Origin of the sequence: Cellulomonas fimi, from assembly GCF_012952065.1 — a bacterium.
Lineage (GTDB): Bacteria > Actinomycetota > Actinomycetes > Actinomycetales > Cellulomonadaceae > Pengzhenrongella > Pengzhenrongella fimi_A.
On sequence record NZ_JABCJJ010000009.1, the window covers coordinates 15673 to 37479 of the forward strand.

Below are 21807 nucleotides of genomic sequence, written 5' to 3' on the forward strand. Positions count from 1 at the left end.
GATGCTAGCCACGCCGATCCGAGTACCGCACTACTCGGGCCGCCGTCGTGCATCGGCGGCATCGTCGTGCCACCACATCCCCGAGAGGCACCTCGATGAGCACCGCGCGCTCCGTCCTCGTCACCGGCGCCGGCCGCGGGATCGGCCGCGCCATCGCCGTCCGTCTCGCCGCCTTCGGCTGGCACGTGTACGCCGGTGTCCGCACCGACGTCGCCGTGAAGTCGCTCGCCGAGGAGCGCGGCACGATCACCCCGGTCGAGCTCGACGTCACGGTCCCCGCGCAGGTGGCGCGCCTCGACGCCGTCCTGCCCGACCGGCTCGACGCCCTCGTCAACAACGTCGGCATCGCCGTCGCCGGTCCGGTCGAGACGGTGGCCCGGGACGACATGGCGCGTCAGTTCGACGCCAACCTGTTCGGCCCGCTGGCCGTCACCCGGGCGGTGCTGCCTCGCTTGCGGCAGGCCCGCGGGCGGGTCGTGTTCATCTCCTCGATCAACGGGCGCGTGTCCTTCCCGTTCACGGGCCTCTACAACGCGTCGAAGTTCGCTGTCGAGGCGGTCGCCGACTGCCTTCGGGTCGAGCTGGGTCCGTTCGGCGTCCAGGTCGGGCTCGTCGAGCCGGGGGTGATCGACACCGATCCCTGGCACCAGATGGACGGCCTCATCGACTCCCTCGAGAACGCCCTGGAGCCCGAGCTGCGCGAGCTCTACGCCGGCCACTTCGCGGGCGAACGCCGGCTGGTGGCGAAGATCCGTGCGGGTGCGGCGCCCGCCGAGACGGTGGCGCGGGTCGTCGAGGACGCGCTCTCGCGCCGCCGGATGCGCCCACGGACCGTGGTGGGACGGGACGCCCGGATGCTCGTCGCGCTGCGCACGCTGCTGCCGGCCCGCGCCATGGACGCCGTCTGGACGCGGGGTCTGGGCCTGCGGTCCGACGCTGCCGGGGTCGCGTCCCCGGCCCCGGACCCGGCCGCCCCGTGACGGAGCCCAGCCACGTCACCGAGCCGCGGGCGCCAGCCGGCCGGCGAGGGCCTCCGACCCTCGCGCGAGGATCGCCACGTCGGCACCGACGAGCACGAAGGACGCGCCGGCGGCGACGTACGAGCGCGCCAGGGCAGCGTCGAACGCGTTCACACCGACGGGCTTGCCCGCCGCGCGCACGGCCTCGAACGTGCGGTGGACCGCCGCGACGACATCCGGGTGGCTCTGCTCGCCGATCAGTCCCATCGAGGCGGCGAGGTCGGACGGCCCCACGAACACCCCGTCGACCCCGTCGACGGCCGCGATCGCGTCGGCGGCCGCGACTCCCTCGGCCGTCTCGATCTGCACGAACACCGAGACGTGCGCGTCGGCGTCCTGGAGGTACCGGTCGACCCGGTTCCACCGGGCGGAGCGGGCGAGCGCCGACCCGACGCCCCGGCGTCCGCGGGGTGGGTAGCGCACGGCGGCGACGACGGCCTCCGCCTCGTCCGCCGACGACACCATGGGCACGAGGAGGTTCTGCGCCCCCACGTCGAGGACCTGCTTGATCAGGACGGCGTCGCCGCTCGGCACCCGCACGACCGGGCTCACCGGGTAGGCGGCGACCGCCTGGAGCTGCGCGAGCACCGACTCCAGCCCGTTGGGCGAGTGCTCCATGTCGACGAGCAGCCAGTCCAGGCCCGAGCCCGCGCAGATCTCCGCGACCAGCGGGCTGCCCGTGCACACCCACATGCCGGCGAGCGGCCGGTGGTCGGTCCTTCGCGTCCGCTCTGCCGCCAGGGCGTCGCGGAACGTGGGCGTCAGGTGAAGCGGCATGTGATCGTCCCCAGGTCGCGGAAGTCGGCCAGCACCGTGTCGCCCGGCTGGATCCAGATCGGGCGGGTGAACGAGCCGGCCAGCACGAGCTCCCCGGCCTCCAGCCGGTCGCCGTGCTGGGCGAGCTTGTTCGCGAGCCACGCGACGCCCATGGCCGGGTGGTTCAGGACCGCGGCGGCCACGCCGGACTCCTCGATGGTCCCCTGGCGGTACAGCAGCGCCGAGACCCACCGGAGATCGACCTCCCCCGGCCGCACGGGGTTGCCGCCGTAGACCATGCCGCCCATCGCCGCGTTGTCGCTGATCGTGTCGACGATCGTGCGCCCCTCGAGCTCGATGCGGGACGAGAGGATCTCCAGCGCCGGGACGACGTACTCGGTGGCCCGCAGGACGTCGAGCACGGTGGCGTGCGGTCCGTCCACGGGCGCGTCGAGCACGAACGCGAGCTCGACCTCGATCCGCACGTTCGAGAACCGCGCGTGCTCGATGACGGAGCCGTTCTCGAACACCATGTCGTCGAAGATCGCCCCGTAGTCGGGCTCGTCGATGCCGGTCGCCGCCTGCATCACCTTGGAGGTGAGGCCGATCTTGCGACCGACGGGCCGCCGGCCGGCGTCGACGGCCCGGCGGCGCCAGGCGTGCTGCACGGCGTACGCGTCCTCGACGGTCATCCCGGGGTGCCGTGCGGTGACCAGCGGCACGGTCGTCCGGTCGCGTCCGGCGGCGGCCAGCTCGTCCGCGATCGCCGCGATCGTCTCAGGCGGCAGCATCCGTACCTCCGGGGCTCTGGGTCGTCCCGCCGCGGGGAACCAGGACCGTCACAGCTGGTGGCCCAGCTTGTACTCGCCCTGCTTCCACGTCGGCAGCTCGTCAGGCTCGTCGCCCGCTCGCGTGTACGAGAACCCGTCGGCACCGACGGTCACCGCCAGCTCGCCGGCCTCGGTGCGCGCGACGACCGGCTGGGGATGTCCGTCGAGGTCCAGGACGAGGGACGCCTCGGTGTACCAGGACGGGACGACGGGATTCCCCCACCAGTCGCGTCGCTGGTTGTCGTGCACGTCCCACGTGACGACCGGGTTGTCGGGGTCGCCCGTGTAGTAGTCCTGCGTGTAGATCTCCACGCGGTGGCCGTCAGGGTCACGCAGGTACAGGTAGAACGCGTTCGAGACCCCGTGGCGCCCGGGGCCCCGCTCGATGCGGTCGGACAGGCGCAGCGCGCCGAGCCTGTCGCAGATCGCGATGATGCTGTGCTTCTCGTGGGTGGCGAACGCGACGTGGTGCATGCGGGGGCCGTCGCCGCCCGTCATCGCGGTGTCGTGCACGGTGGGCTTGCGGCGCATCCACGCGGCGTACGTGGTGCCCTCGGCGTCCCGGATGTCCTCCGTCACGCGGAACCCGAGGCCTTCCATGAACGCGACCGCCCGGGGGACGTCCGGCGTCATCTGGTTGAAGTGGTCCAGCCGGACGAGCGCACCCGGCGGCTGCAGGTCGTACCGCCACGCGAGACGCTCGACGTGCTGCACGTCGTGGAAGAACTCCTGCGGGAAGCCGAGCGGGTCGACCACCCGTACCGAGTCGCCGACGCCGCTGGTGAAGCCCTCGGCGCGCCGCTCGACCCGGCATCCGAGCTCGGCGTAGAACGCGACCGCCCGGTCCAGGTCCGCGGGGGAGCGCACGCGGTAGGACAGGGCCGCCGCGGCGGCGACCGGTCCCTGGCGCAGCACGAGGTTGTGGTGGATGAACTCCTCGAACGTGCGCAGGTGGACGGTGTCCGTGTCCTCCTCGGTCACGACGAGACCGAGGACGTCGACGTAGAAGTGACGCGAGGCCGCCAGGTCGGTGACGACCAGCTCCATGGACGCGCAGCGCAGGATGTCCGGCGGCGGCGACGTCGGCGTCGGGATGCGGCCGGTCGCGCCCGGGGTCTCGGCGGTCCTCACGTCCAGGTCCCTGCCTCTCACTCGTCGGCCACCGCGGCGACGTCCGTCACGGTGGGCGTGCGCGCCTTGCCGAACGTCGGGTTGTGCCCCTCGCCGAGCGTCACGTGGACCGCCTGCTGGTGGGTGTAGAAGTCGATCGAGCGGTAACCGCCCTCGTGCCCGAGGCCGGACGCCTTCACGCCGCCGAACGGGGTGCGCAGGTCCCGGACGTTGTTGCTGTTCAGCCACACCATCCCCGCCTCGACCGCCTGCGAGAAGCTGTGCGCCCGCCGGAGGTCGTTCGTCCACACGTAGGCCGCGAGGCCGTACCGCACACCGTTGGCGAGGGCCAGCGCCTCGTCGTCGGTGTCGAACGGGGTGATCGCGACGACGGGGCCGAAGATCTCCTCCTGGAAGATGCGGGCGTCGGGGGCGACGTCGGCGAAGACGGTCGGGGCGACGTAGTTGCCCGTCCCGAAGCCCTCGGGCCGCCCGCCGCCGGCGACGAGGCGTCCCTCGGTCTTCCCGATCTCGATGTAGCCCATGACCTTGTCGTAGTGCTCGGGGTGCACCAGCGCGCCCACCTCGGTGCTCGCCTCGTGCGGGGGGCCGACGACGACGCGCCTCGCCTGGGCGGCGTACCGCTCGACGAACTCGTCGTAGACCTGGCGCTGGACGAGGATCCGGCTGCCGGCCGTGCACCGCTCGCCGTTGAGCGAGAACACCCCGAAGATCGTCGCGTCGATCGCCGCATCCAGGTCGGCGTCGGCGAAGACGACGGCGGGCGACTTGCCGCCGAGCTCCATGGAGAGCCCCTTGAGGTGCGGAGCGGCGTTGGCGAAGATCATCTGCCCGGTGCTGCTCTCGCCCGTGAAGGAGATGAGCGGGACGCGGGGGTGCGTGACCAGCGCGTCGCCGGCCGCCTCGCCGAAACCGTGGACGAGGTTGAACACGCCCGTCGGCAGGCCGGCCTCCTCGAAGATCCCGGCCCACAGGGACGCCGAGAGCGGCGTGAACTCCGCCGGCTTGAGGACCACCGTGTTGCCGGTCGCCAGCGCGGGTCCGAGCTTCCACGACTCGAGCATGAACGGTGTGTTCCACGGGGTGATGAGTCCTGCGACACCGATCGGCTTGCGGTTGACGTAGTTGATCTGGCGGCCGGGCACCTTGTAGGCGTCGTCGGCCTGGGCGACGACCAGGTCGGCGAAGAACCGGAAGTTCTCGGCGGCCCGGCGGGCCTGGCCGAGCGCCTGGGTGATCGGCAGGCCGGAGTCGAAGCTCTCGAGCTCGGCGAGCCGGGCGTCGCGCGACTCGACGATGTCCGCGACGCGGTGCAGGATGCGCGAGCGCGCGCGCGGGAGCATCCGCGGCCAGGGACCCTCGTCGAACGCCCGCCGGGCCGCGGCGACCGCGGCGTCGACGTCGGCCTTCTTCCCGGCGGCCGCGCGCACGTACGTCTGGTTCGTCACCGGGTCGAGGACGTCGAACGTGTCGCCGTCGATCGACTCGACGTGCGAGCCGTCGATGTAGTGCCGGATGCGGTCGGGCAGGTCGGCGGGTCGGCGGTGCCGCGCCGGCTCGGTCGGCGGCGCAGCGGGCGGCTCGGTCGACGGCACGGTCGACCGCTCGGTGCGCGTGTCGCTCATGTGCTGTCTCCGGTCAAGGGTGCGGTGAGGACGTGGTCGGTGCCGTCGGCGTCTTCGCGGTGCTCGTGCCTCAGGTACGCGGTCAGGGTGGCCGAGCGGTGCCGGCGGGCGGCGCCCTCGACGTCCGCCAGCGGGGCGCCGGCCTCGATGAGGCCGACGAGGTCCTCGTGCTCGCGCACGGACTCCCGCGCGCGGCCGGGGACGAAGGCAAAGGTCGAGTCCCGGAGCTGGCCCAGCCTTGCCCACTCGGCGGTGACCAGGTCGAGCAGGCGGGGGTTCGGGCACCGCGCGAAGAGGATCGCGTGGAACTCCTGATTGAGTGCCGTGAAGTCGTGCGGGTCGAAGTCGTCGAGCGTGTCGACGAGGCGGGCGTTGACCTCGCGTGCGCGACGCAGGTCCGCGGTCGTCAGGTGCCGCGCCGCCAGTGCGGTCGCCGCGCCCTCGAGGACCCCGAGGGTGTCCATGCTGTGCCGGTACTGCGAGTCGTCGATCATCGCCACGTGCGCGCCGACGTTGCGCTCGAACGTCACCAGGCCCTGGGCCTCGAGCCGGCGGACCGCCTCGCGCACGGGTACCACGCTCATGTCGAGCTCCGCCGCGATGGTGGCGAGCACGAGGCGAAAGCCCGGCGCGTACTGACGGCTGGTGATCCGCTCCTTGAGCCAGTCGTAGGCCTGCTGCGACTTGCTCGCCAGGGGCCGTGTCGGCGGCTGCGTCATCGGCTCGCGCGCCACGCGTCGTATCGGGCTCGCCACGCGGCGTCCATCGGGAACAGGCCCTCGACGGGGTGTCCCGCGGCGACCTGCTCGGCGATCCACGCGTCCTCGTCCTCCTGCCGCAGGGTGGCGTCGACGACCTGCGCCACCAGCGCGGGCGGGATCACGACGACGCCGTCCCGGTCGCCGACGACGACGTCGCCGGGCTGGACGGTCGTCCCCCCGCACGCGACCGTCAGGTCCGCGTCCCACGGGACGTGGCGGCGGCCGAGAACGGCGGGGTGGGCGGCGCGGTAGTACACCGGGAGCCCGACGGCGGCGACGGCGTCGTGGTCGCGCACACCGCCGTCGGTGACGATCCCGGCCGCCCCGCGGGCGTGGGCGCGCAGGGTGAGGATGTCGCCGAGCGTTCCCGCCCCCTCCTCGCCACGCGCCTCGATGACGAGGACCTCGCCCTCGCCGACCGTGTCGAACGCGCGCTTCTGGGCGTTGTAGCCGCCGCCGTGGCTCGCGAACAGGTCCTCGCGGTTCGGCACGAACCGCAGGGTGCGGGCGGTGCCGACGAGCTTGGTGCCCGGATGCATGGGTCGCACGCCGTCGACGGTGACGTTGTCCAGGCCCCGCTTGCGCAGCTGCGCGCTGAGCCCGGCCACCGGGGCGCGCAGCAGCTTCTCGCGCAGCTCGGGCGTGAGGCGGAACTGTTCCGGCAACGGCAACGGCAACGGCAACAGCAACGGCTCCGGCAACGGCTCCGGCTCGAGCCCGGCCTCGGAGCGTGACCCCCAGGCCTCGGTGCGCTGGACGTCGTCGACCGCCGGCAGCGAGCCGAGCTCGGCGTCGAACCCGTGCTCGCCCTGGGTGACGGTCGTGACGAGCCGGCCCGAGGTCGGTGCGCCGGCTGCGGTGGGCGCGTCGACCTCGACCTCGACGACGTCGCCCGGGACGACGACCGACGAGCCGGCCGGGGTGCCGGTGAGGATGACGTCGCCCGGCTCGAGCGTGAGGTGCTGGGAGAGGTCGGCCACGAGCTGGGCGAGCGGGAAGAGGAGCCCGGCGGTCGTGTCGTCCTGGCGGAGCACGCCGTTGACCCACGTCCGCAGCCGGAGCGCCGCCGGGTCCAGTGCGCGGGCGTCGAGGAGGTCGGGACCGAGCGGGGTGAACCCGTCGCCGCCCTTGGAGCGGACGTTGGAGCCCTTGTCGTTCGCCCGCAGGTCGTAGAGGCCGAAGTCGTTCCCGGCGGTCACCCAGGCGACGTGGTCCCAGGCGTCGGGGAGCGTCACCCGGCGGGCCGGGGTCCCGACGACGAGCGCGATCTCCCCCTCGAAGGCCAGCAGCTCCGTGCCCTGCGGCCGCTCGATCGTCCCGCCGGTCGCGGCGACCGAGCTGGAGGGCTTCAGGAAGTAGGAGGGGTGGGCCGGGCGACGGCCGCGCTGGTCGGCCCGCGAGGCGTAGCTGAGGTGGACCGCGACGACCTTGCCGGGGCGCGCGGGCAGTGCCGAGAACCGGCCGTCCCTGCCATCGGCGTCCTTGCTGGTGGTGTCGTGAGTCATGAGCTCCCTCGCCCCGCGCGTCCGGGGATCGTATATGATCGCCGCCGCGCCTGGCAACGGGTGTGTGCCGCACGCGCCTCCCGAGCGGTCAGCTGCTCGCCCGGACGATCTCCTCCCAGAACGGTGCGACCACGGCGCCCGAGATCCGCAGGTCGAGCAGGAGGAACCGCCGGTCCCTCACCGGCCGGGCTCGCCACGCGGTCAGCGCGTCGAGGTCCCGGACGGCACGGACGACGACGCCGTGCGCGCCGAGGGCGGTGGCCACGCCGGCGAAGTCGACGTCGGGGATGAGCATCGGCTCCCGGGCCAGGCCCTTGCGGCCGTACAGGTGCATCTCGGCGCTGTACGCGCCGTCGTTCCACACCACGGTGATCCCGCGGCCGCCGGCGACCCGCACGGCCGACTCGAGGTCCGACAGGGCCATGAGCCCCCCGCCGTCCCCCGTCGTGAGGACCACCGTGGCCTCGGGTCGGGCGAGCGCCGCACCCACGACGCTGGGGAAGCCCAGGCCGATCGCCTGGAAGGCGCTGCCCACCATGATCATCCGGTCGGGCGAGGACACCGGCCAGTACATGTTGGCCCACCCGAGGAAGTGCCCGCCGTCCGACACCACGACGCGGTCCTCGGGCAGGAGCTCACCGAGGCGGGCCGCCGCGGAGCGCGGGTCCAGCCGGCCGTCCGCCGCGGTCCCGTCCCCGGGCTCGTGCCGCCGCGCGGACGCGACGTCGACGGACTCCCGCCACCCGCTCGGCGACGCGCCCTCGAGGGTGGCGTGCTCGGCGACGATCGCCGCCGCGACGGTCGCGGCGTCGCCGCGGACGTAGCCGCCCACGTGCGGGTGCGTCGCCGCCGGCGCGACGTCGATCTGGAAGACCCGGGTCCCGGGCGCGAAGAGGTCGCCGAAACGCATGGTGAACTGGTTGAGGGACGCACCGACGACGACCGCGACGTCGGCCTCGCGGACGAGCGCCATCGCCTTCTCCCCGCCGAACCCGCCGGCCACGCCGAGGTCGAACTCGCTGCGGGGGAAGATCCCGCGCCCGAGCGCCGTCGTCACGGTGAGCGCACCCGTGGCGTCTGCGAGCGCGCCGAGCGCAGCGCCCGCCCCCGCCGCCCAGGCGCCGCGGCCGGCGAGGAGCAGCGGCCGGCGCGCGGAGGCGAGCGCCGTCGCGATCTCCTGCACGACCCCGTCGGCGAACGCCCCGCGAGGGGCGAGCGGCTGCGGCAGGTACGGCGGAAGGGTCTCGGGCACCGGGCCTGCGTCCAGGGCCGCGACGTCGTAGGGGAGGGCGAGCACGGTAGGCACCCGGTAGGTCAGCGCGTGCTCGACGGCGATCACGGTCGTGGCGGCCGCATCCGCGCGCCCCACGGTGTAGGTCCGGGCGCCGACGGCGGAGGCCATCGCGATCTGGTCGACGTCCCACGGGCGTGGCCCCGAGGTCGGCTCGTCGCCGACGACGAGGACGAGCGGCACGTGGGCCTGCACGGCCTCGGCGAGGGCAGTGAGGGTGTTGGTGAACCCGGCGCCGTAGGTGGTCGTCGCCGCGGCGAGCCTCCCGGAGGCCCGGTGGAGGGAGTCCGCGGCGACGACCGCGCCCGCTTCGTGCCGGACGGCGGTGAACAGGGCGTCGGTCCCGCACAGGGCGTCGAGGAAGTAGGCGTTGCCGTTGCCCATGACACCGAAGACGTGGTCGACGTGGGCGGCGAGGGTGACGGCGACGTGCGCGGAAACTGTCGGCATGGAACGGACCTCCCGACCAGGGTGGACCGCAGAGGCGTCGTTGCGTCTGCGGCGGCTCATCATATACGATCCGTCGACCTCGACAGCGGCGTCAGGGGAGTCGGTCCCATGCAGTTCCACCACCACGGATACGTCTCCGGCGACCCGCGCGTCCAGCCCGCGGCCGGCATCGGTCTCGACCGACCCGAGGAACTCCCCGACGACGTCGACGTCCTCATCGTCGGCACCGGGCCGGCCGGCATGATCGCGGCGGCGCAGCTCTCCCAGTTCCCCGGCATCAGCACCCGGATCGTCGAACGCCGCGCGGGACGGCTCCCGATCGGGCAGGCGGACGGGATCCAGGCGCGCAGCGTCGAGACGTTCCAGGCGTTCGGGTTCGCGGGGCGGATCGCCGAGGAGGCATACCGCATCACCGAGATGTGCTTCTGGCACCCGGACCCGGACGACCCGTCGCGAATCGTCCGGGGTGAGCGGCCGCCAGACGACCCGAGCGGGATCAGCGAGTTCCCGCACCTCATCGTCAACCAGGCGCGGGTGCTCGACTACTTCGCGGAGTACATGGCCCACTCGCCCAGCCGGATGAGGCCGGACTACGGCTACGAGTTCCGCGGTCTCGAGCGCTCCGAGGACACCGACCACGTCTCCGTCAGGCTCGTCCGCACCGCGGGGGAGCAGGCCGGTCAGGAGAAGGTGGTGCGCGCCAGGTACGTGCTGGGCGCCGACGGCGCCCGGAGCCACGTCCGCGAGGCGATCGGCTGCACCATGCAGGGCAACCAGGCGTTCCACGCGTGGGGCGTCATGGACGTCCTGGCCGTGACCGACTTCCCCGACATCCGCACCAAGTGCGCGATCCAGTCGGGTGCGGGCGGCAGCATCCTGCTGATCCCGCGTGAGGGCGGCTACCTGTTCCGCATGTACGTCGACCTGGGGGAGGTCCGTCCGGAGGACCACGGGGCCGTGCGCAGCACCACGATCGAGCAGATCATCGCGCGGGCGAACCAGATCCTGCACCCGTACTCGCTCGACGTGCGCGACGTCGCCTGGCACAGCGTGTACGAGGTCGGGCACCGGATCAGCGACCGGTTCGACGACGTGCCCGTCGAGGAGGTCGGCACGCGCACGCCGCGGGTCTTCATCGCCGGAGACGCCTGCCACACTCACAGCGCCAAGGCCGGCCAGGGCATGAACGTCTCCATGCAGGACGGCTTCAACCTGGCCTGGAAGCTCGGCTACGTGCTGTCCGGCCGCAGCCCCGAGAGCCTGCTGGCGACCTACGCCGCCGAGCGTCACGTCGTCGCGCAGAACCTCATCGACTTCGACCGCGAGTGGTCCACCCTCATGGCGAAGAAGCCCGAGGAGCTGGGGGAGCCGGGCCTGCTCGCCGACTTCTACGTCCGCACCACCGAGTTCCTCTTCGGCTTCATGACGCAGTACCCGCCGTCGATGGTCGTCGGCGAGCCGACCCACCAGCGGCTCGCCACGGGCTTCCCGATCGGGAAGCGGTTCAAGTCCGCCCCCGTCGTCCGCGTCGCCGACGCGAACCCGCTGCAGCTCGGGCACCAGCACCGGTCCGACGGTCGGTGGCGGGTCTACGCGTTCGCCGACCACGACGCCCCCGGGCGCGGGTCCGCGGTCGAGCGCTGGGCCGAGTGGATGACAGGCTCACCGGACTCCCCGGTGCTCTCGCACACGCCCGAGGAGGAGGACCTCGACGGCGTCCTCGACGTCAAGGTCGTCTACCAGCAGCGGCACGTCGACGTGGACATCCGGGCGGTGCCAGGGCTCTTCCTGCCGCGCACCGGGCCGTTCGGGCTCGTCAACTACGAGAAGGTCTTCGCCACGCACCCTGAGGACGACATCTTCGAGCTGCGCGGCGTGGACCGTGGGGGGTGCGTCGTCGTCGTCCGGCCCGACCAGTACGTCGCGGCGGTCCTGCCGCTGGACGCCACGGACGACCTCGCGGCGTTCTTCCGTCAGCACCTGCTCATCCGCACCCGGCAGCCGGTCGGGTGACGGCCCGCTCGGGGGCAGCGAGGTAGGCGGCCCAGCGGCGGCCCTACGCGGCGTCGCGGGCGAGCCGGGCCGGTGTCTCGTCGTCGAACTCGGCGAAGAACCCGGCCACCCGGTCGGTGAGCTCGCCCATGCCGTCGCAGGCGAACAGGATCGGCTGGTAGTGGCTGATGTCGTAGGCCAGCGTGGCCATCTCGTGGAAGCTCACGGGACGGACGTCCGCGCCACGGAACTCCTCGATCTCCCCGTAGGAGGAGAGCAGGCCGGCACCATAGGCGCGCAGCTCGCCGTCCTCGTACATGACGCCGAACTCGACGGTGAACCAGAAGACGTCGGCGACGTACTGCAGGCCCTCGGGCGTCTCGCAACGTCGCGCGGCCTCCCCGGCGCGGCGCTTGACCTCCGCGATCGCCGGGTTGGCGAGCAGATTGCAGTGCCCGACGACCTCGTGGAGGATGTCCGGCTCCGGCGTGTAGAGCGGTTGCGACGGGTGGCGCAGGTACTGGGTGGAGTGGAACACCCCGTCTGCGAGCGACCCGTAGAAGACGTCGAGGGGTACCAGCCCGGCGGCCGGATGGAGCCGGAAGCCGCTGAGAGGTTCGAGAGCGGCGCTGACCTCGTCGAGCTGGGGCACGTGGTCGGTGGGGAGGGCGAGGGCTTCCTTGCCCTCCAGGTAGCCGCAGATCGCGAGCCGCTCGTGCTTCGGGGCAAGCTCGCGGCACACTGTCCGCCAGATCTCGTTCTCCGAGCCTGTGTACTCCACGCGCGGCACCGGGTCGCCAGGCAGCCACGCGAGCGCCGGGGCGGCGATCTCTTCGCGGCGGCGGCGGTACCCCTGGTCGTTCGCGCCAGGATGGTCGTCCGCGAGATGGACCGTGACGTCGCCGTTCTCGTCTGCCGTGACGGGGGCGTAGAGCTGTCCCTCTTCGAACATGCCCCCGTTGTACGCCAGAATCCCCAGCGACGCACCCCCCAGGATCGGCCTCCAGCCAGAGGGAGGGCCTCTGAGCCCGGGGCGGTGTCGCGGTGACGGTCCGCTAGGTCCCCTGCACGGCTGTGGGCGAGCCGGCGCGGATGACGTCGTAGCAGTTGCAGGCGTGGCCGTGGAGGCGGTCGCGGTCGGTGATGGTGATGGTGCCGCGGGTGTAGGTGATGCAGGCGTCCTTGGCGAGGGTCTGGGCGATCTGGCTGACCGAGGCGCGTCGGACGGCGAGCATCTGGGCGAGGAACTCCTGGGTGAGGTCGAACGTCGGGCTGTGCATCCGGTCGCTGGTCATGAGCAGCCACCGGGCCGCGCGTTGCAGGGCTGGGTGGATGCGGTTGCAGGCGCTGTTGCGGGCGAGCTGGGTGAACATGGTCTGGCTGAAGCGGCGCAGCGCTTCGTTGAGCGGGCCGTCGATCGTCTCCGAGCAGCGCAGGAAGTCCTCGGTGCTCATCGCCAGGGCGTGGCCGCTGACCTGGACCAGAGCGCGTTCGGTGGGTGCGTCGGCGCCGAGGAAGAGGGACAGGCCGACCATCCCTTCGTGCCCGACGGTGGCGACCTCCACGACGTCGTCGTCCTCGACGTCGGTCACGATGGACACCACACCGGTGAGTGGGAAGTACACGGTGTGGACAGGGGTGTTCGGCTCGTGGAGCACCGTGCCGAGCGTCAACGGCTCCTCGCGCAGATGGGTGGCCAGGGTGGTGGCATCGTTCGCGGGGAGGCTGGCGAGGATCGCGTTGCGCTGCGTCTGGTCGAGGCCTGGAGACACGGTCGCTGCCTTCGATGCGGAGGATCGCACGAGGAAGGCGGCCACCTTCGCTCGTGGTGGATGTCGGCCTGTCCGATGACGTCGGTACGTCGTCGCGACCCTACGCCTGAACCACGCGGTGCGTGCGGCGCGCCGTCCGATCCAGGCGTCGGGGCCTGTGTGCGGTACCGCACATGTGGCGTACGGTGTGGGGGTACGGAGTGAGCAGACACTGTGTGCCGCCCGGTCCATCGGATCGGTGACGCTGTGAGGCAGGGCTCCCGGCCCTGATCTCGAGGCGGCGGCAGCGGGAGCTCTCCTCGGTGTCGTGCCTCCGCGAACGGGGGTCCCAGGTGACCGCGGATGTGCCTGTCAACCTGCCGCTGGCCGATGAGCTGGCTCTGGTGTTCGCCCGTTTGTCTGGTGTGCTGCTGTCCCAGGAGACGGTGGACACGTCGCTGCGGCTGATCTGCGAGCTGGCGCAGTTGACGTTGCCGGACTCCTCCGGTGCGGGCGTGACGCTGGTCGACGCCCAAGGTAGTCGGACCACAGCGGCGTCGGACCAGGTCGCCGAGCGAGCAGACGCGTTGCAGTACGAGCTGCACGAGGGCCCCTGCCTGACGGCGGCGGCGCACCGGGTGGTGGTGCGGGTCGACGACATCGAGCATGACTCCCGGTGGCCGCGGTGGGCGCGGGCCGTGCAGCCGCTGGGCGTGCACGCGACGTTGAGCTCTCCGATGATCGCCGGCGACGTCACCCTGGGGGCGATCAAGGTCTACGGGCGCCGTCCCGGGGTGTACGACGCGGACTCCGAGCGCACCCTGACGCTGTTCGCCGCCCAGGCGGCGATCATGGTCGCGAACGTGCAGTCCCTGGAGGCCGCCCGCCGGCTCAGCGACCAGCTGAAGGACGCCTTGCGCACCCGCGACGTCATCGCCACCGCCAAGGGTGTCTTGGTCGGCCGCGAGGGCGTGGACCAGGAGACGGCGTTCGCCCGGCTGGTGAGCATGTCCCAGCGGGACGGCAAGAAGCTGCGTGACGTCGCGGAGCTCGTCGTCCGCTCAGCCGTCCGCCGCCGGCGCTGAGGGTCGTCATGCCTCGCGCGGCGACGGCGGACGACCAACGGCGAGCACTGGAGATCGCGTGCCGGCGCGCGAACGTGAGCGTCGATGACCTCTGGTTGGGGTACTTCAGCCTGGGCGGTGACGCGGGTGCGGTGGAGGTGGAGGCCTACCTGCACGGGTTGATGCCGCTGCCGGCCGGCCAGCGCGACATCCTGGCGCACGCCGCCAACGAACACCTGGACGACCTCACCACCCGCCTGCGGATCCCTTACGCGCGCGTCGTGCGGCCCGCGACACCCCCAACTGGCGCCCTGGCCGCGCTGGTGAAGCTGCTCGAGGGCATGGAGCAGGAGCCACCCGAGCAGCTGATCGGGGCGCTCGATGCGGCCGCCGCGGCGTTGGGCGTCGAGGCGACGGTCCATCTGGTGGACTATGGGCAGCGCGCCCTGATCCCGTTGCGCGCCCACCCTCGCGCCGCCGGCGGCGCGGTCATCGCGGGTTCGCCGGTGCCGGTGGAGTCGACCCTGGCGGGGCGGGCCTACCAGTGGCTGCAGATCGTCCCGGACGAAGGCGAAGGCGACGGCCCGGCGCGGTTGTGGGTTCCCCTGCTCGACGGCACCGAACGCCTCGGTGCCCTCGAGGTCCGTCTCTCTGACACCGACGACCCCGGCGACCCGCAGATCCGGCGGGAGTGCCGGTGGCTGGCCGACCTGCTGGGTCACCTGATCACCCTGAGCACCGGGTATGGCGACGCGCTCGACACGGCTCGTCGCCTGACCCCTCGCACGCCCTCGGCGGAGCTCATCTGGGACCTGTTGCCGCCCCTGACTGCCGGGACCGACCGGTTCATGATCGCTGGCCAGCTCGAGCCGAGCGCGAGCGTCGGCGGCGACGCGTTCGACTACGCGCTGTCCCACGACTACGCGCAGCTGGCGATCTTCGACGCCACCGGACACTCGATGACCTCCGGGCTGGTCACCGCCGCGGCGATCGCCGCCTACCGCAGCGTGCGCCGCACCGGTGGCGGCCTGCTCGACCAGGGGACGGCGATCGACGACGTGGTCAGCACCCACTTCACCGACCGGCCCCTGTTCCTCACCGCCGTGCTCGCCGACCTCGACCTGAGCACCGGGCGACTGCGCTATCTCAACGCCGGACACCCCGCCCCGCTGCTGATCCGCCGCGGCAAGATCGTCAAGTCGCTGACGGCAGGCAGGCGAGCCCTGTTCGGGACAGGGCACCAGCCGGTCACCGTCGGCGAGGAGATGCTCGAGCCCGGAGACTGCCTGCTGCTGTACACGGACGGCGTCCCCGAGGCCCGCGACGAGCACGGAGACTTCTTCGGGGTCGACCGCCTGTCCGACCTTCTCCGGCGCGCCGTGGCCGCCGGCTTCCCACCACCGGAAACCGTTCGTCGCCTGATCGTCGCCGTGATGGACCACCAGCACGGCATCCTCCAGGACGACGCCACTCTCATGCTCGCCACCTGGGACCCGCACCTCGGAAAGCTGGTGTGAGCGAGCGCGCGTCGAACCCCCCACCGCACGCCAGACCGCTGGCGCTCCCGCCGCCGCGTTCAGCGATGAGGCGTCTGCGGCTGTGAGCCGAAGGCTGAAGCACGTCGAGCCCAGGGCGCGCGGGTGTGGCTCCGCAACCAGCGCCGGCATGGTGAGATCGTGGGTGTTCTCGCGCGCCGGCGTGGGTGCCGGCGCGAAAGGAAGAGGAGCCCATGTCCGACATGACGCACCACGCCCTGGACGGCTTCGCCAAGGGAGCCGCCGGACGCCTGGGTCCGGACAGCCACTGCAGCATCATCCTGCGGCACCGCAGCCACCTGACGTACGTCGGCAGCAGCGACGAGCGCGCTGAGCGGTGCGACGCGGTCGAAGTGCGTGTGGGTGCCGGTCCGTGCGTGACGGCCATGAACCAGCTCAGCAGCGTCCTGGTCCCGGATGTCCAGTCCGAAGAGCGGTGGCCCGAGTGGCGCGACGCGGCCCTGGGCGCCGGATTCCTTTCCGCGGCGGCCCTGCCGGCGTACGTCGACGAGGACACCACCGTCGCCTTGAACATGTACTCCGACCTGCTGGACCCGTGGGATCGGGACTCGCTGATCGGCATGGACCGCTACGTCCACGAGATCGCAGAAGCGGTCCGCACCCGCCTGTGACCGCCCGCCTGACGGGGCGAAGTCCTCGGCCTCGACGCGGGAACGACCCTACGGTGCTGGGATGGTGAGCATGCGCCTGCGGATCGACACCCGTCGGGCCTCGGTCCACATCGCCCGGCACTGGGTCAAGGATCACGCCCACGAACGGGGGCTCTCCCGCGAGATCGTCGAGGTCGCCGAGCTCCTCACCAGCGAGCTGGTTGCCAACGCCGTCCTGCACGGTGAAGGTGAGATCTGCATCGCCCTGCACATCGACGACGTGGAGCTGACCGTCGCCGTGACCGACGACGGTGATGGTCTGCCCATCATGCGTACGACCGGACCGGAGGTCCCTGGCGGGCACGGCGTCCGCATAGTCGAGCGTCTGGCCACCAGGTGGGGAGTCCAGCCGCACGATGTAGGAGGCAAGACGGTCTGGTTCGCCGTGGCGCTGGGCGACATCTCGCCGACGTCGGCGCTCTGAGCCCGCTTCGAACCCTCCAGGAGCCAGCAGGGGGAAGTGCACTGAGCACCGGCTCAGGTGAACGGAGAGTCCACTTCGGGCTGCCCGTGGTGGTCCGGGACGCGGCTCTCCTGCGCTGCCCGTTCAGCGAAGGACGCGAGGGAGTGCGCGAACGCGGCCACGTCGTCGGATCGCCAGTCCGCCACGATGTCGCAGAGGCGATGGAGTCGAAAGGTCCGTGCCCGGTCGCGAAGAGCGTGACCGTCGTCGGTCGCCTCGACGAGCGTCTCGCGCCGGTTCGTCGGCGACCGGCGACGCCGCACCATCCCCGCCTGTTCGGCGCGGGTGACCAGCCGGCTGGCCGTCGAGTGGGTGACGTCCAACCGCCGGGCGACGTCGCGCACGGTGGGTTCTGACTCAGGCCCGAGCGCCTCCAGCACCAGCAGGGTGGAGGTCTCCACGTGCCGTCCGCGATCGTCGACCATGGCCGGCGCCTCGACGAAGCGGCGCAGCTGCATGAGGGCACGATCGATCCGCTCGAGGTCCTTCTTGCTTCCCGACGCCATGTATGTACGATACATGCAACGTCCACGGTACATGCAACGTCCACGGAAGGGAGATCGTCCGTGCCACCCATCCTGGTGACCGGCTCCACGGGCAATGTCGGTGCTGCGGTCGTCCGCGCGCTCAGCGCGAGCGAGACGGAGGTCCGCTCGGCGGTTCGGCCCGGGCAGCGGCCCGCCTCCGGGTCGACGGTGCCCTTCGACTTCCAGGAGCCGGTCACCTGGGCGCCTGCCTTCGACGGCGTCCGGTCGATGTTCCTGGTCCGCCCGCCCGCCCTGGGCAACGTCAAGCGCGACCTCCTGCCGGCGGTCGCAGCGGCACGCGAGGCGGGCGTGCGGCACGTGGTGCTCCTGTCCCTGCAGGGTGCGCAGAGGAACAAGATCGTCCCGCACGCCACCGTCGAGTCCTGGCTGCGCCACTCGGGCCTCGACTGGACCTTTGTCCGGGCGTCCTTCTTCCACCAGAACCTGACCACCACCCACGTCGCCGACATCCGGGACCGGGACCAGGTCGTCGTTCCCGCGGGACGCGGGGCCACGGCGTTCGTCGACGCCGAGGACGTCGGCGCCGTCGCCGCCGCGGCTCTGCTCGACGCGCCGGCACACACCGGCCGGGCCTGGACCGTGACCGGCCCGCGAGCCCTCACCTACGCCGAGATCGCGGACATCCTGACGGTCGAGCTCGGCCGCCCGATCCGCTACACGCGGCCCGGGATCCTGCGGTACGCCCGGCACGCCCGCCGTGAGCTGGACCTGCCGGTCGGCATGGTCGCCGTCACCTCGGCGATCTACACCGCCGCCCGGCTCGGCCTGGCTGCCGGGCTGAGCGACGACGTACGGACGGTCCTGGGGCGCGCCCCCGTCGACTTCGCCGACTTCGCGCACCGTGAGCGCGGCGCGTGGGAACGCGCCGTTGCACCGTCCACCGACTCGCTCACACCCCGCACCTCGGCCCAGGGGAGGTCAGCATGAGGATCGCTCTGATCGGAGCCACCGGTCGCACCGGCACCTACGCCCTGCACACCGCGCTCGACCGTGGCCACTCCGTCACCGTCCTGGTGCGAGACCCGGGCAGGCTGCCCGCCGACACGCGCGAACGCGTGCGGGTCGTCGTGGGAGACGCGACCGACCCCGCCGCCCTGGCCGACCTGCTCACCGGCGCGGACGCCGTCGTCTCGGCACTCGGCCCCGCGGGCAGACAACCACACCTGCACACCCGCACCGCTCGCGCCCTGGTCGAGCTCATGTCCACCACTGGGCCACGCCGCTTCGTCGGCATCAGCGGAGCGGGGATCGACGTCCCGGGCGACCAGAAGACGACGAAGGACAAGCTCATCAGCCGACTCATCCAGACCCTCGGCGGTGAGGTCGTCAAGGACAAGCCCGCCGAGTACCAGGTGTGGGCAGCCAGCGACCTGGACTGGAGCCTGGTGCGCCCGCCCCGTCTCGTCGACGGCCCGGCGTCCGACCGCCCGCTCGAGCACCACGCCCACCGCTCCACCCGCAGCACCCGCATCACGCGCTCCGACCTCGGGGCATTCCTCATCGACACCGTCGAGCAGGGGCTGTACCCACGACTCGCGCCTTTCACCGCGACGCCGCGCTGAGCGCAGCCGGCCGCGCGGACGCCCTGTCCGCCCGCGCGGCTGGTGACGCGTCCCACCACCGCGGCCCGTCCAACAGAGTGTGTCAAGCGGCACGAGGGCCCGGCCAGCATCGCCACCGTCCGTCAACGTGCGCTGGGCGTGGCAGGCGCCTCGCTGCATCTTCATCGAAACGCTGAATGGCATCTCCAGCGAAACGCTGAATGAACCGCGGCGACCGGTCGCCAACTGAAAGCCGTTCTTTCGGCGAACGGTCAGTTTCGCGTTGCTCACAAGGGCGTTGGGGTATGCGTGGGGGTATGGGCCGCTCAGAACAGCAGAAGGGCCGCCTCGAATTCCTCCGAGACGGCCTCTGACCTGCGGTGATGCTGGTGGGCGATACTGGGATCGAACCAGTGACCTCTTCCGTGTCAGGGAAGCGCGCTACCGCTGCGCCAATCGCCCGTGCGGTACTACAACCACGACCTGCTGTGCGAGGTGGAGACGGGATTCGAACCCGTGTGGACGGCTTTGCAGGCCGCTGCCTCGCCTCTCGGCCACTCCACCGTGCGACCCGACTCTCGCGAGCTCCGGGAAGCCGACCAGTAGTTGAGCCACCGAGCGGACGACGGGATTCGAACCCGCGACCCTCACCTTGGCAAGGTGATGCTCTACCACTGAGCCACGTCCGCACGACCCACAGCCTCAGATCCGCAGTGCGATCCGGTGCGCTGGGCGCGTCCCAGACTTTAGCCGACCGAATCGGCGTGAGTCCAACCGGACCGCTGCCGGGGCACGCCGCCGCCGCAGGGCCGGCGTCGGTACGGTGGCGCGGTGTCGAACACCCCACCACAACGGCCGCTGGGCGGCGACGACACCAGGGGACTCGACGGCGCGGCCTGGTTCGCCGGGGTGGAGGCACGCGGCGTCGTCGAGTGGGTGGACGTCGACCGCGAGCCCGAGCGGCTTGCGGCCGGCGGCTTCTGGGCCGTGGTCGGCGACTTCGACGGGCCGGTGCACGCGTGGCGGTTCCGCCAGGTCACCCGAGGGACGGAGCCGGACGACGCGGCGACGACCGCGGGGTGGCGAGGGCCGGCGTCGTCGGCGTGGCGCTCGTCGCTCGACCGCGAGGCCTACCTGCGCGCGGTCGAAGCGATCCGTGCCGAGATCCGGGCGGGCGAGGTCTACCAGGTCAACATCTGCCGCGTTCTCGAGGCGCCCTTGGGTGGCGGTCCGGTGGGCGGCGAGCCGGACGCCCGCGCCCTCGCCGCCGCCCTGGCCGCAGGCAACCCCGCCCCGTACGCCGGTGGGGTCCACGTACCGGCAACGAGCGGGCTGCCTCCGGCCTGGGTCGTCTCGGCGTCACCCGAGCTCTACCTGCGACTCGACGGGGACGTCCTCACGTCTGCCCCGATCAAGGGCACCGCGACCGCCGCGGACGGTCTCCAGGGCAAGGACCAGGCCGAGAACGTCATGATCACGGACCTGGTCCGCAACGACCTCCAGCGCGTGTGTCGACCCGGGACCGTCGAGGTCACGCGCCTGCTCGGCATCGAGCAGCACCCGGGCCTGGTCCACCTCGTCACCACGGTGCAGGGACAGCTCACGCGCGACGTGGCCGCCGCCCCGGATCGATGGCGTCGCCTCCTGGCGGCGACCTATCCGCCAGGTTCCGTCTCCGGAGCTCCCAAGACGGCGGCCCTCCGACTGATACGGCAGCACGAGCCGGTCCGTCGGGGGCCGTACTGCGGGGTCGTGGGATGGATCGACGCCGACGCCGGTCGCGCCGAGCTCGCGGTCGCCATCCGGACGTTCTGGTGGACCGCGGGCGCCCGGACGGGCGAGCGCTCCGGCCGAGGGCAGGGACCTGGAACTCTCCGCTTCGGTACCGGGGCCGGGATCACCTGGGGGAGCGATCCGGTCGCGGAGTGGGCCGAGACGGAGCTCAAGGCGCGCCGACTGATCGGCCTGGCCTCGTCCCGTCACGAACCTGCGCCACACTGAACGCATGAGCGTCATGATCTGGTCGGACGGACACCTGAGGGACGAGCGAGAGCCGGTCGTGACGGCTGTGGACCACGGGCTCACGGTCGGGAACGGGGTGTTCGAGACGTGCGCTGTGGTCGACGGGAAGGCGTTCGCGCTCACGCGGCACCTGAGACGCCTCGAGCGTTCGGCCACGGGTCTCGGGCTCGGCGCACCGGACCAGGACGCGGTGCGGGCCGGGGTCGACGCCGTGCTGGCCGCGGGCGGCGACAGCCTGGGCCGCGTCCGGATCACGGTGACGGCGGGGCCGGGGCCGCTCGGGTCGAACCGTGCCGCCCCCGGCACGGCTCGCCAGACCGTGCTCGTGCTCGCGGGGCCCGCGGTCCGGCCCGAGACGGCTCGGGTCGCGCGCGTCCCGTGGGTGCGCAACGAGCGCTCGGCCGTCGCCGGGCTGAAGACCACGTCGTACGCCGAGAACGTCGTCGCGCTCGGCTATGCGGCCGAGCGGGGTGGCGACGAGGCGATCTTCGCCAACACGGTCGGTGAGCTCTGCGAGGGCACGGGATCGAACGTGTTCGTCGAGCGTCGTGGCGAGCTCGTCACGCCGGCCCTGACCAGCGGATGCCTCGCCGGGATCACGCGCGAGCTGGCGCTGGAGTGGGCGCGCGCGGCCGGGCTGCCGGCCCGGGAGGCGGTCCGCGGCGAGCTGCCGTTCACGGTGCTCGACGAGGTACCCGCAGGTGACGCGCACCTGGCGCTGTCCTCGAGCGTGCGCAACGTGGTGCCGGTGGTGGGCATCGACGGCGTCGACGTCGTGGCTGGTCCGCTCTCGCTCGAGCTCCAGCGACTGTTCCAGGCGAGGATCGGCGACGACCTGGACCCGTGAGGGCG

The 21807-nt window shown here is 72.2% G+C and carries 20 protein-coding genes and 3 tRNA genes; 10 read left to right on the forward strand and 13 right to left on the reverse strand.

Annotation, left to right across the window (positions count from 1 at the left end):
- Positions 1-95: 95 nt before the first annotated feature.
- Positions 96-980, forward strand: a complete 885-nt coding sequence (locus HIR71_RS07670) for an SDR family oxidoreductase (protein WP_169324474.1) — start codon at positions 96-98, stop codon at positions 978-980.
- A gap of 15 nt (positions 981-995) precedes the next feature.
- On the opposite strand, the gene HIR71_RS07675 is transcribed toward HIR71_RS07670, so the two are convergent.
- From HIR71_RS07675 to HIR71_RS07705, 7 genes are all read right to left on the reverse strand, one after another.
- Positions 996-1796 carry an aldolase/citrate lyase family protein gene (locus HIR71_RS07675; protein ID WP_169324475.1) on the reverse strand — a complete coding sequence of 267 codons (801 nt, stop codon included), beginning with the start codon at positions 1794-1796 and terminating at the stop codon, positions 996-998.
- Positions 1781-2566 (reverse strand): fumarylacetoacetate hydrolase family protein, encoded by a 786-nt coding sequence (locus HIR71_RS07680; RefSeq protein WP_169324476.1) that lies wholly within the window; start codon positions 2564-2566, stop codon positions 1781-1783. The genes HIR71_RS07675 and HIR71_RS07680 overlap by 16 nt, the downstream gene beginning before the upstream one ends.
- 48 nt (positions 2567-2614) lie before the next feature.
- Positions 2615-3736 carry a 3,4-dihydroxyphenylacetate 2,3-dioxygenase gene (gene hpaD / locus HIR71_RS07685; RefSeq protein ID WP_311836168.1) on the reverse strand — a complete coding sequence of 374 codons (1122 nt, stop codon included), beginning with the start codon at positions 3734-3736 and terminating at the stop codon, positions 2615-2617.
- A 17-nt stretch (positions 3737-3753) separates the two neighbouring features.
- The gene (hpaE, locus tag HIR71_RS07690; protein ID WP_249051676.1) at positions 3754-5361 is read right to left on the reverse strand and encodes a 5-carboxymethyl-2-hydroxymuconate semialdehyde dehydrogenase; all 1608 of its coding nucleotides are present in this window, start codon (positions 5359-5361) and stop codon (positions 3754-3756) included.
- Positions 5358-6080, reverse strand: coding sequence for a GntR family transcriptional regulator (locus tag HIR71_RS07695; RefSeq protein WP_169324477.1), 723 nt, complete (start codon positions 6078-6080; stop codon positions 5358-5360). Before HIR71_RS07695 ends, hpaE begins: the two co-directional genes overlap by 4 nt.
- On the reverse strand, positions 6077-7627 hold the full coding sequence (locus HIR71_RS07700; protein ID WP_169324478.1) for a fumarylacetoacetate hydrolase family protein: 1551 nt from the start codon (positions 7625-7627) through the stop codon (positions 6077-6079). The genes HIR71_RS07695 and HIR71_RS07700 overlap by 4 nt, the downstream gene beginning before the upstream one ends.
- An 88-nt stretch (positions 7628-7715) precedes the next feature.
- Positions 7716-9368: a thiamine pyrophosphate-binding protein gene (locus tag HIR71_RS07705; protein ID WP_169324479.1), complete on the reverse strand. Its 1653-nt coding sequence runs from the start codon at positions 9366-9368 to the stop codon at positions 7716-7718.
- Between the two features lie 108 nt (positions 9369-9476).
- Between HIR71_RS07705 and HIR71_RS07710 the strand changes: the two genes are divergently transcribed.
- Positions 9477-11381: an FAD-binding monooxygenase gene (locus HIR71_RS07710; protein WP_169324480.1), complete on the forward strand. Its 1905-nt coding sequence runs from the start codon at positions 9477-9479 to the stop codon at positions 11379-11381.
- A gap of 43 nt (positions 11382-11424) precedes the next feature.
- On the opposite strand, the gene HIR71_RS07715 is transcribed toward HIR71_RS07710, so the two are convergent.
- Positions 11425-12312: a phenylalanine 4-monooxygenase gene (locus HIR71_RS07715; RefSeq protein WP_169324481.1), complete on the reverse strand. Its 888-nt coding sequence runs from the start codon at positions 12310-12312 to the stop codon at positions 11425-11427.
- Positions 12313-12415: 103 nt separating this feature from the next.
- Complete coding sequence (locus HIR71_RS17430) at positions 12416-13132, reverse strand: Crp/Fnr family transcriptional regulator (protein WP_169324482.1); 717 nt, start codon at positions 13130-13132, stop codon at positions 12416-12418.
- Between the two features lie 344 nt (positions 13133-13476).
- On the opposite strand from HIR71_RS17430, the gene HIR71_RS07725 reads away from it, so the two are divergent.
- The 4 genes from HIR71_RS07725 (at position 13477) to HIR71_RS07740 (ending at position 16805) form a co-directional block, all read left to right on the forward strand.
- Positions 13477-14196 (forward strand): GAF and ANTAR domain-containing protein, encoded by a 720-nt coding sequence (locus HIR71_RS07725; protein WP_169324483.1) that lies wholly within the window; start codon positions 13477-13479, stop codon positions 14194-14196.
- A gap of 74 nt (positions 14197-14270) precedes the next feature.
- Entirely contained in the window at positions 14271-15692 is a 1422-nt protein-coding gene (locus HIR71_RS17435) for a PP2C family protein-serine/threonine phosphatase (protein WP_211373925.1), read from the forward strand.
- 212 nt (positions 15693-15904) lie between these two features.
- Complete coding sequence (locus HIR71_RS07735; protein ID WP_169324485.1) at positions 15905-16342, forward strand: GAF domain-containing protein; 438 nt, start codon at positions 15905-15907, stop codon at positions 16340-16342.
- 61 nt (positions 16343-16403) lie between these two features.
- A complete protein-coding gene (locus tag HIR71_RS07740; protein WP_169324486.1) occupies positions 16404-16805 on the forward strand; it encodes an ATP-binding protein in 402 nt (133 codons plus the stop codon).
- Positions 16806-16858: 53 nt separating this feature from the next.
- Here the strand turns inward: HIR71_RS07740 and HIR71_RS07745 are convergent, their stop codons facing one another.
- Positions 16859-17350 carry a MarR family winged helix-turn-helix transcriptional regulator gene (locus HIR71_RS07745; protein WP_169324487.1) on the reverse strand — a complete coding sequence of 164 codons (492 nt, stop codon included), beginning with the start codon at positions 17348-17350 and terminating at the stop codon, positions 16859-16861.
- Positions 17351-17410: 60 nt separating this feature from the next.
- On the opposite strand from HIR71_RS07745, the gene HIR71_RS07750 reads away from it, so the two are divergent.
- Together HIR71_RS07750 and HIR71_RS07755 are read left to right on the forward strand one after the other, a co-directional pair.
- Positions 17411-18319, forward strand: a complete 909-nt coding sequence (locus HIR71_RS07750; protein WP_169324488.1) for an NmrA family NAD(P)-binding protein — start codon at positions 17411-17413, stop codon at positions 18317-18319.
- Positions 18316-18954: an NAD(P)-dependent oxidoreductase gene (locus HIR71_RS07755; protein ID WP_169324489.1), complete on the forward strand. Its 639-nt coding sequence runs from the start codon at positions 18316-18318 to the stop codon at positions 18952-18954. Before HIR71_RS07750 ends, HIR71_RS07755 begins: the two co-directional genes overlap by 4 nt.
- 366 nt (positions 18955-19320) lie before the next feature.
- Here HIR71_RS07755 and HIR71_RS07760 read toward each other — a convergent pair.
- The 3 genes from HIR71_RS07760 to HIR71_RS07770 all read right to left on the reverse strand — a co-directional run bounded on the left by HIR71_RS07760 (position 19321) and on the right by HIR71_RS07770 (position 19622).
- Positions 19321-19395: transfer RNA gene (locus HIR71_RS07760), tRNA-Val, on the reverse strand.
- A gap of 31 nt (positions 19396-19426) precedes the next feature.
- A tRNA-Cys gene (locus HIR71_RS07765) sits at positions 19427-19497 on the reverse strand.
- Between the two features lie 53 nt (positions 19498-19550).
- Positions 19551-19622, reverse strand: a tRNA-Gly gene (locus HIR71_RS07770).
- 142 nt (positions 19623-19764) lie between these two features.
- Here HIR71_RS07770 and HIR71_RS07775 point away from each other — a divergent pair.
- Together HIR71_RS07775 and HIR71_RS07780 are read left to right on the forward strand one after the other, a co-directional pair.
- Positions 19765-20934 (forward strand): chorismate-binding protein, encoded by a 1170-nt coding sequence (locus tag HIR71_RS07775; RefSeq protein WP_311836169.1) that lies wholly within the window; start codon positions 19765-19767, stop codon positions 20932-20934.
- Positions 20935-20938: 4 nt separating this feature from the next.
- Positions 20939-21802 (forward strand): aminotransferase class IV, encoded by an 864-nt coding sequence (locus HIR71_RS07780; protein ID WP_169324490.1) that lies wholly within the window; start codon positions 20939-20941, stop codon positions 21800-21802.
- Positions 21803-21807: the final 5 nt, after the last annotated feature.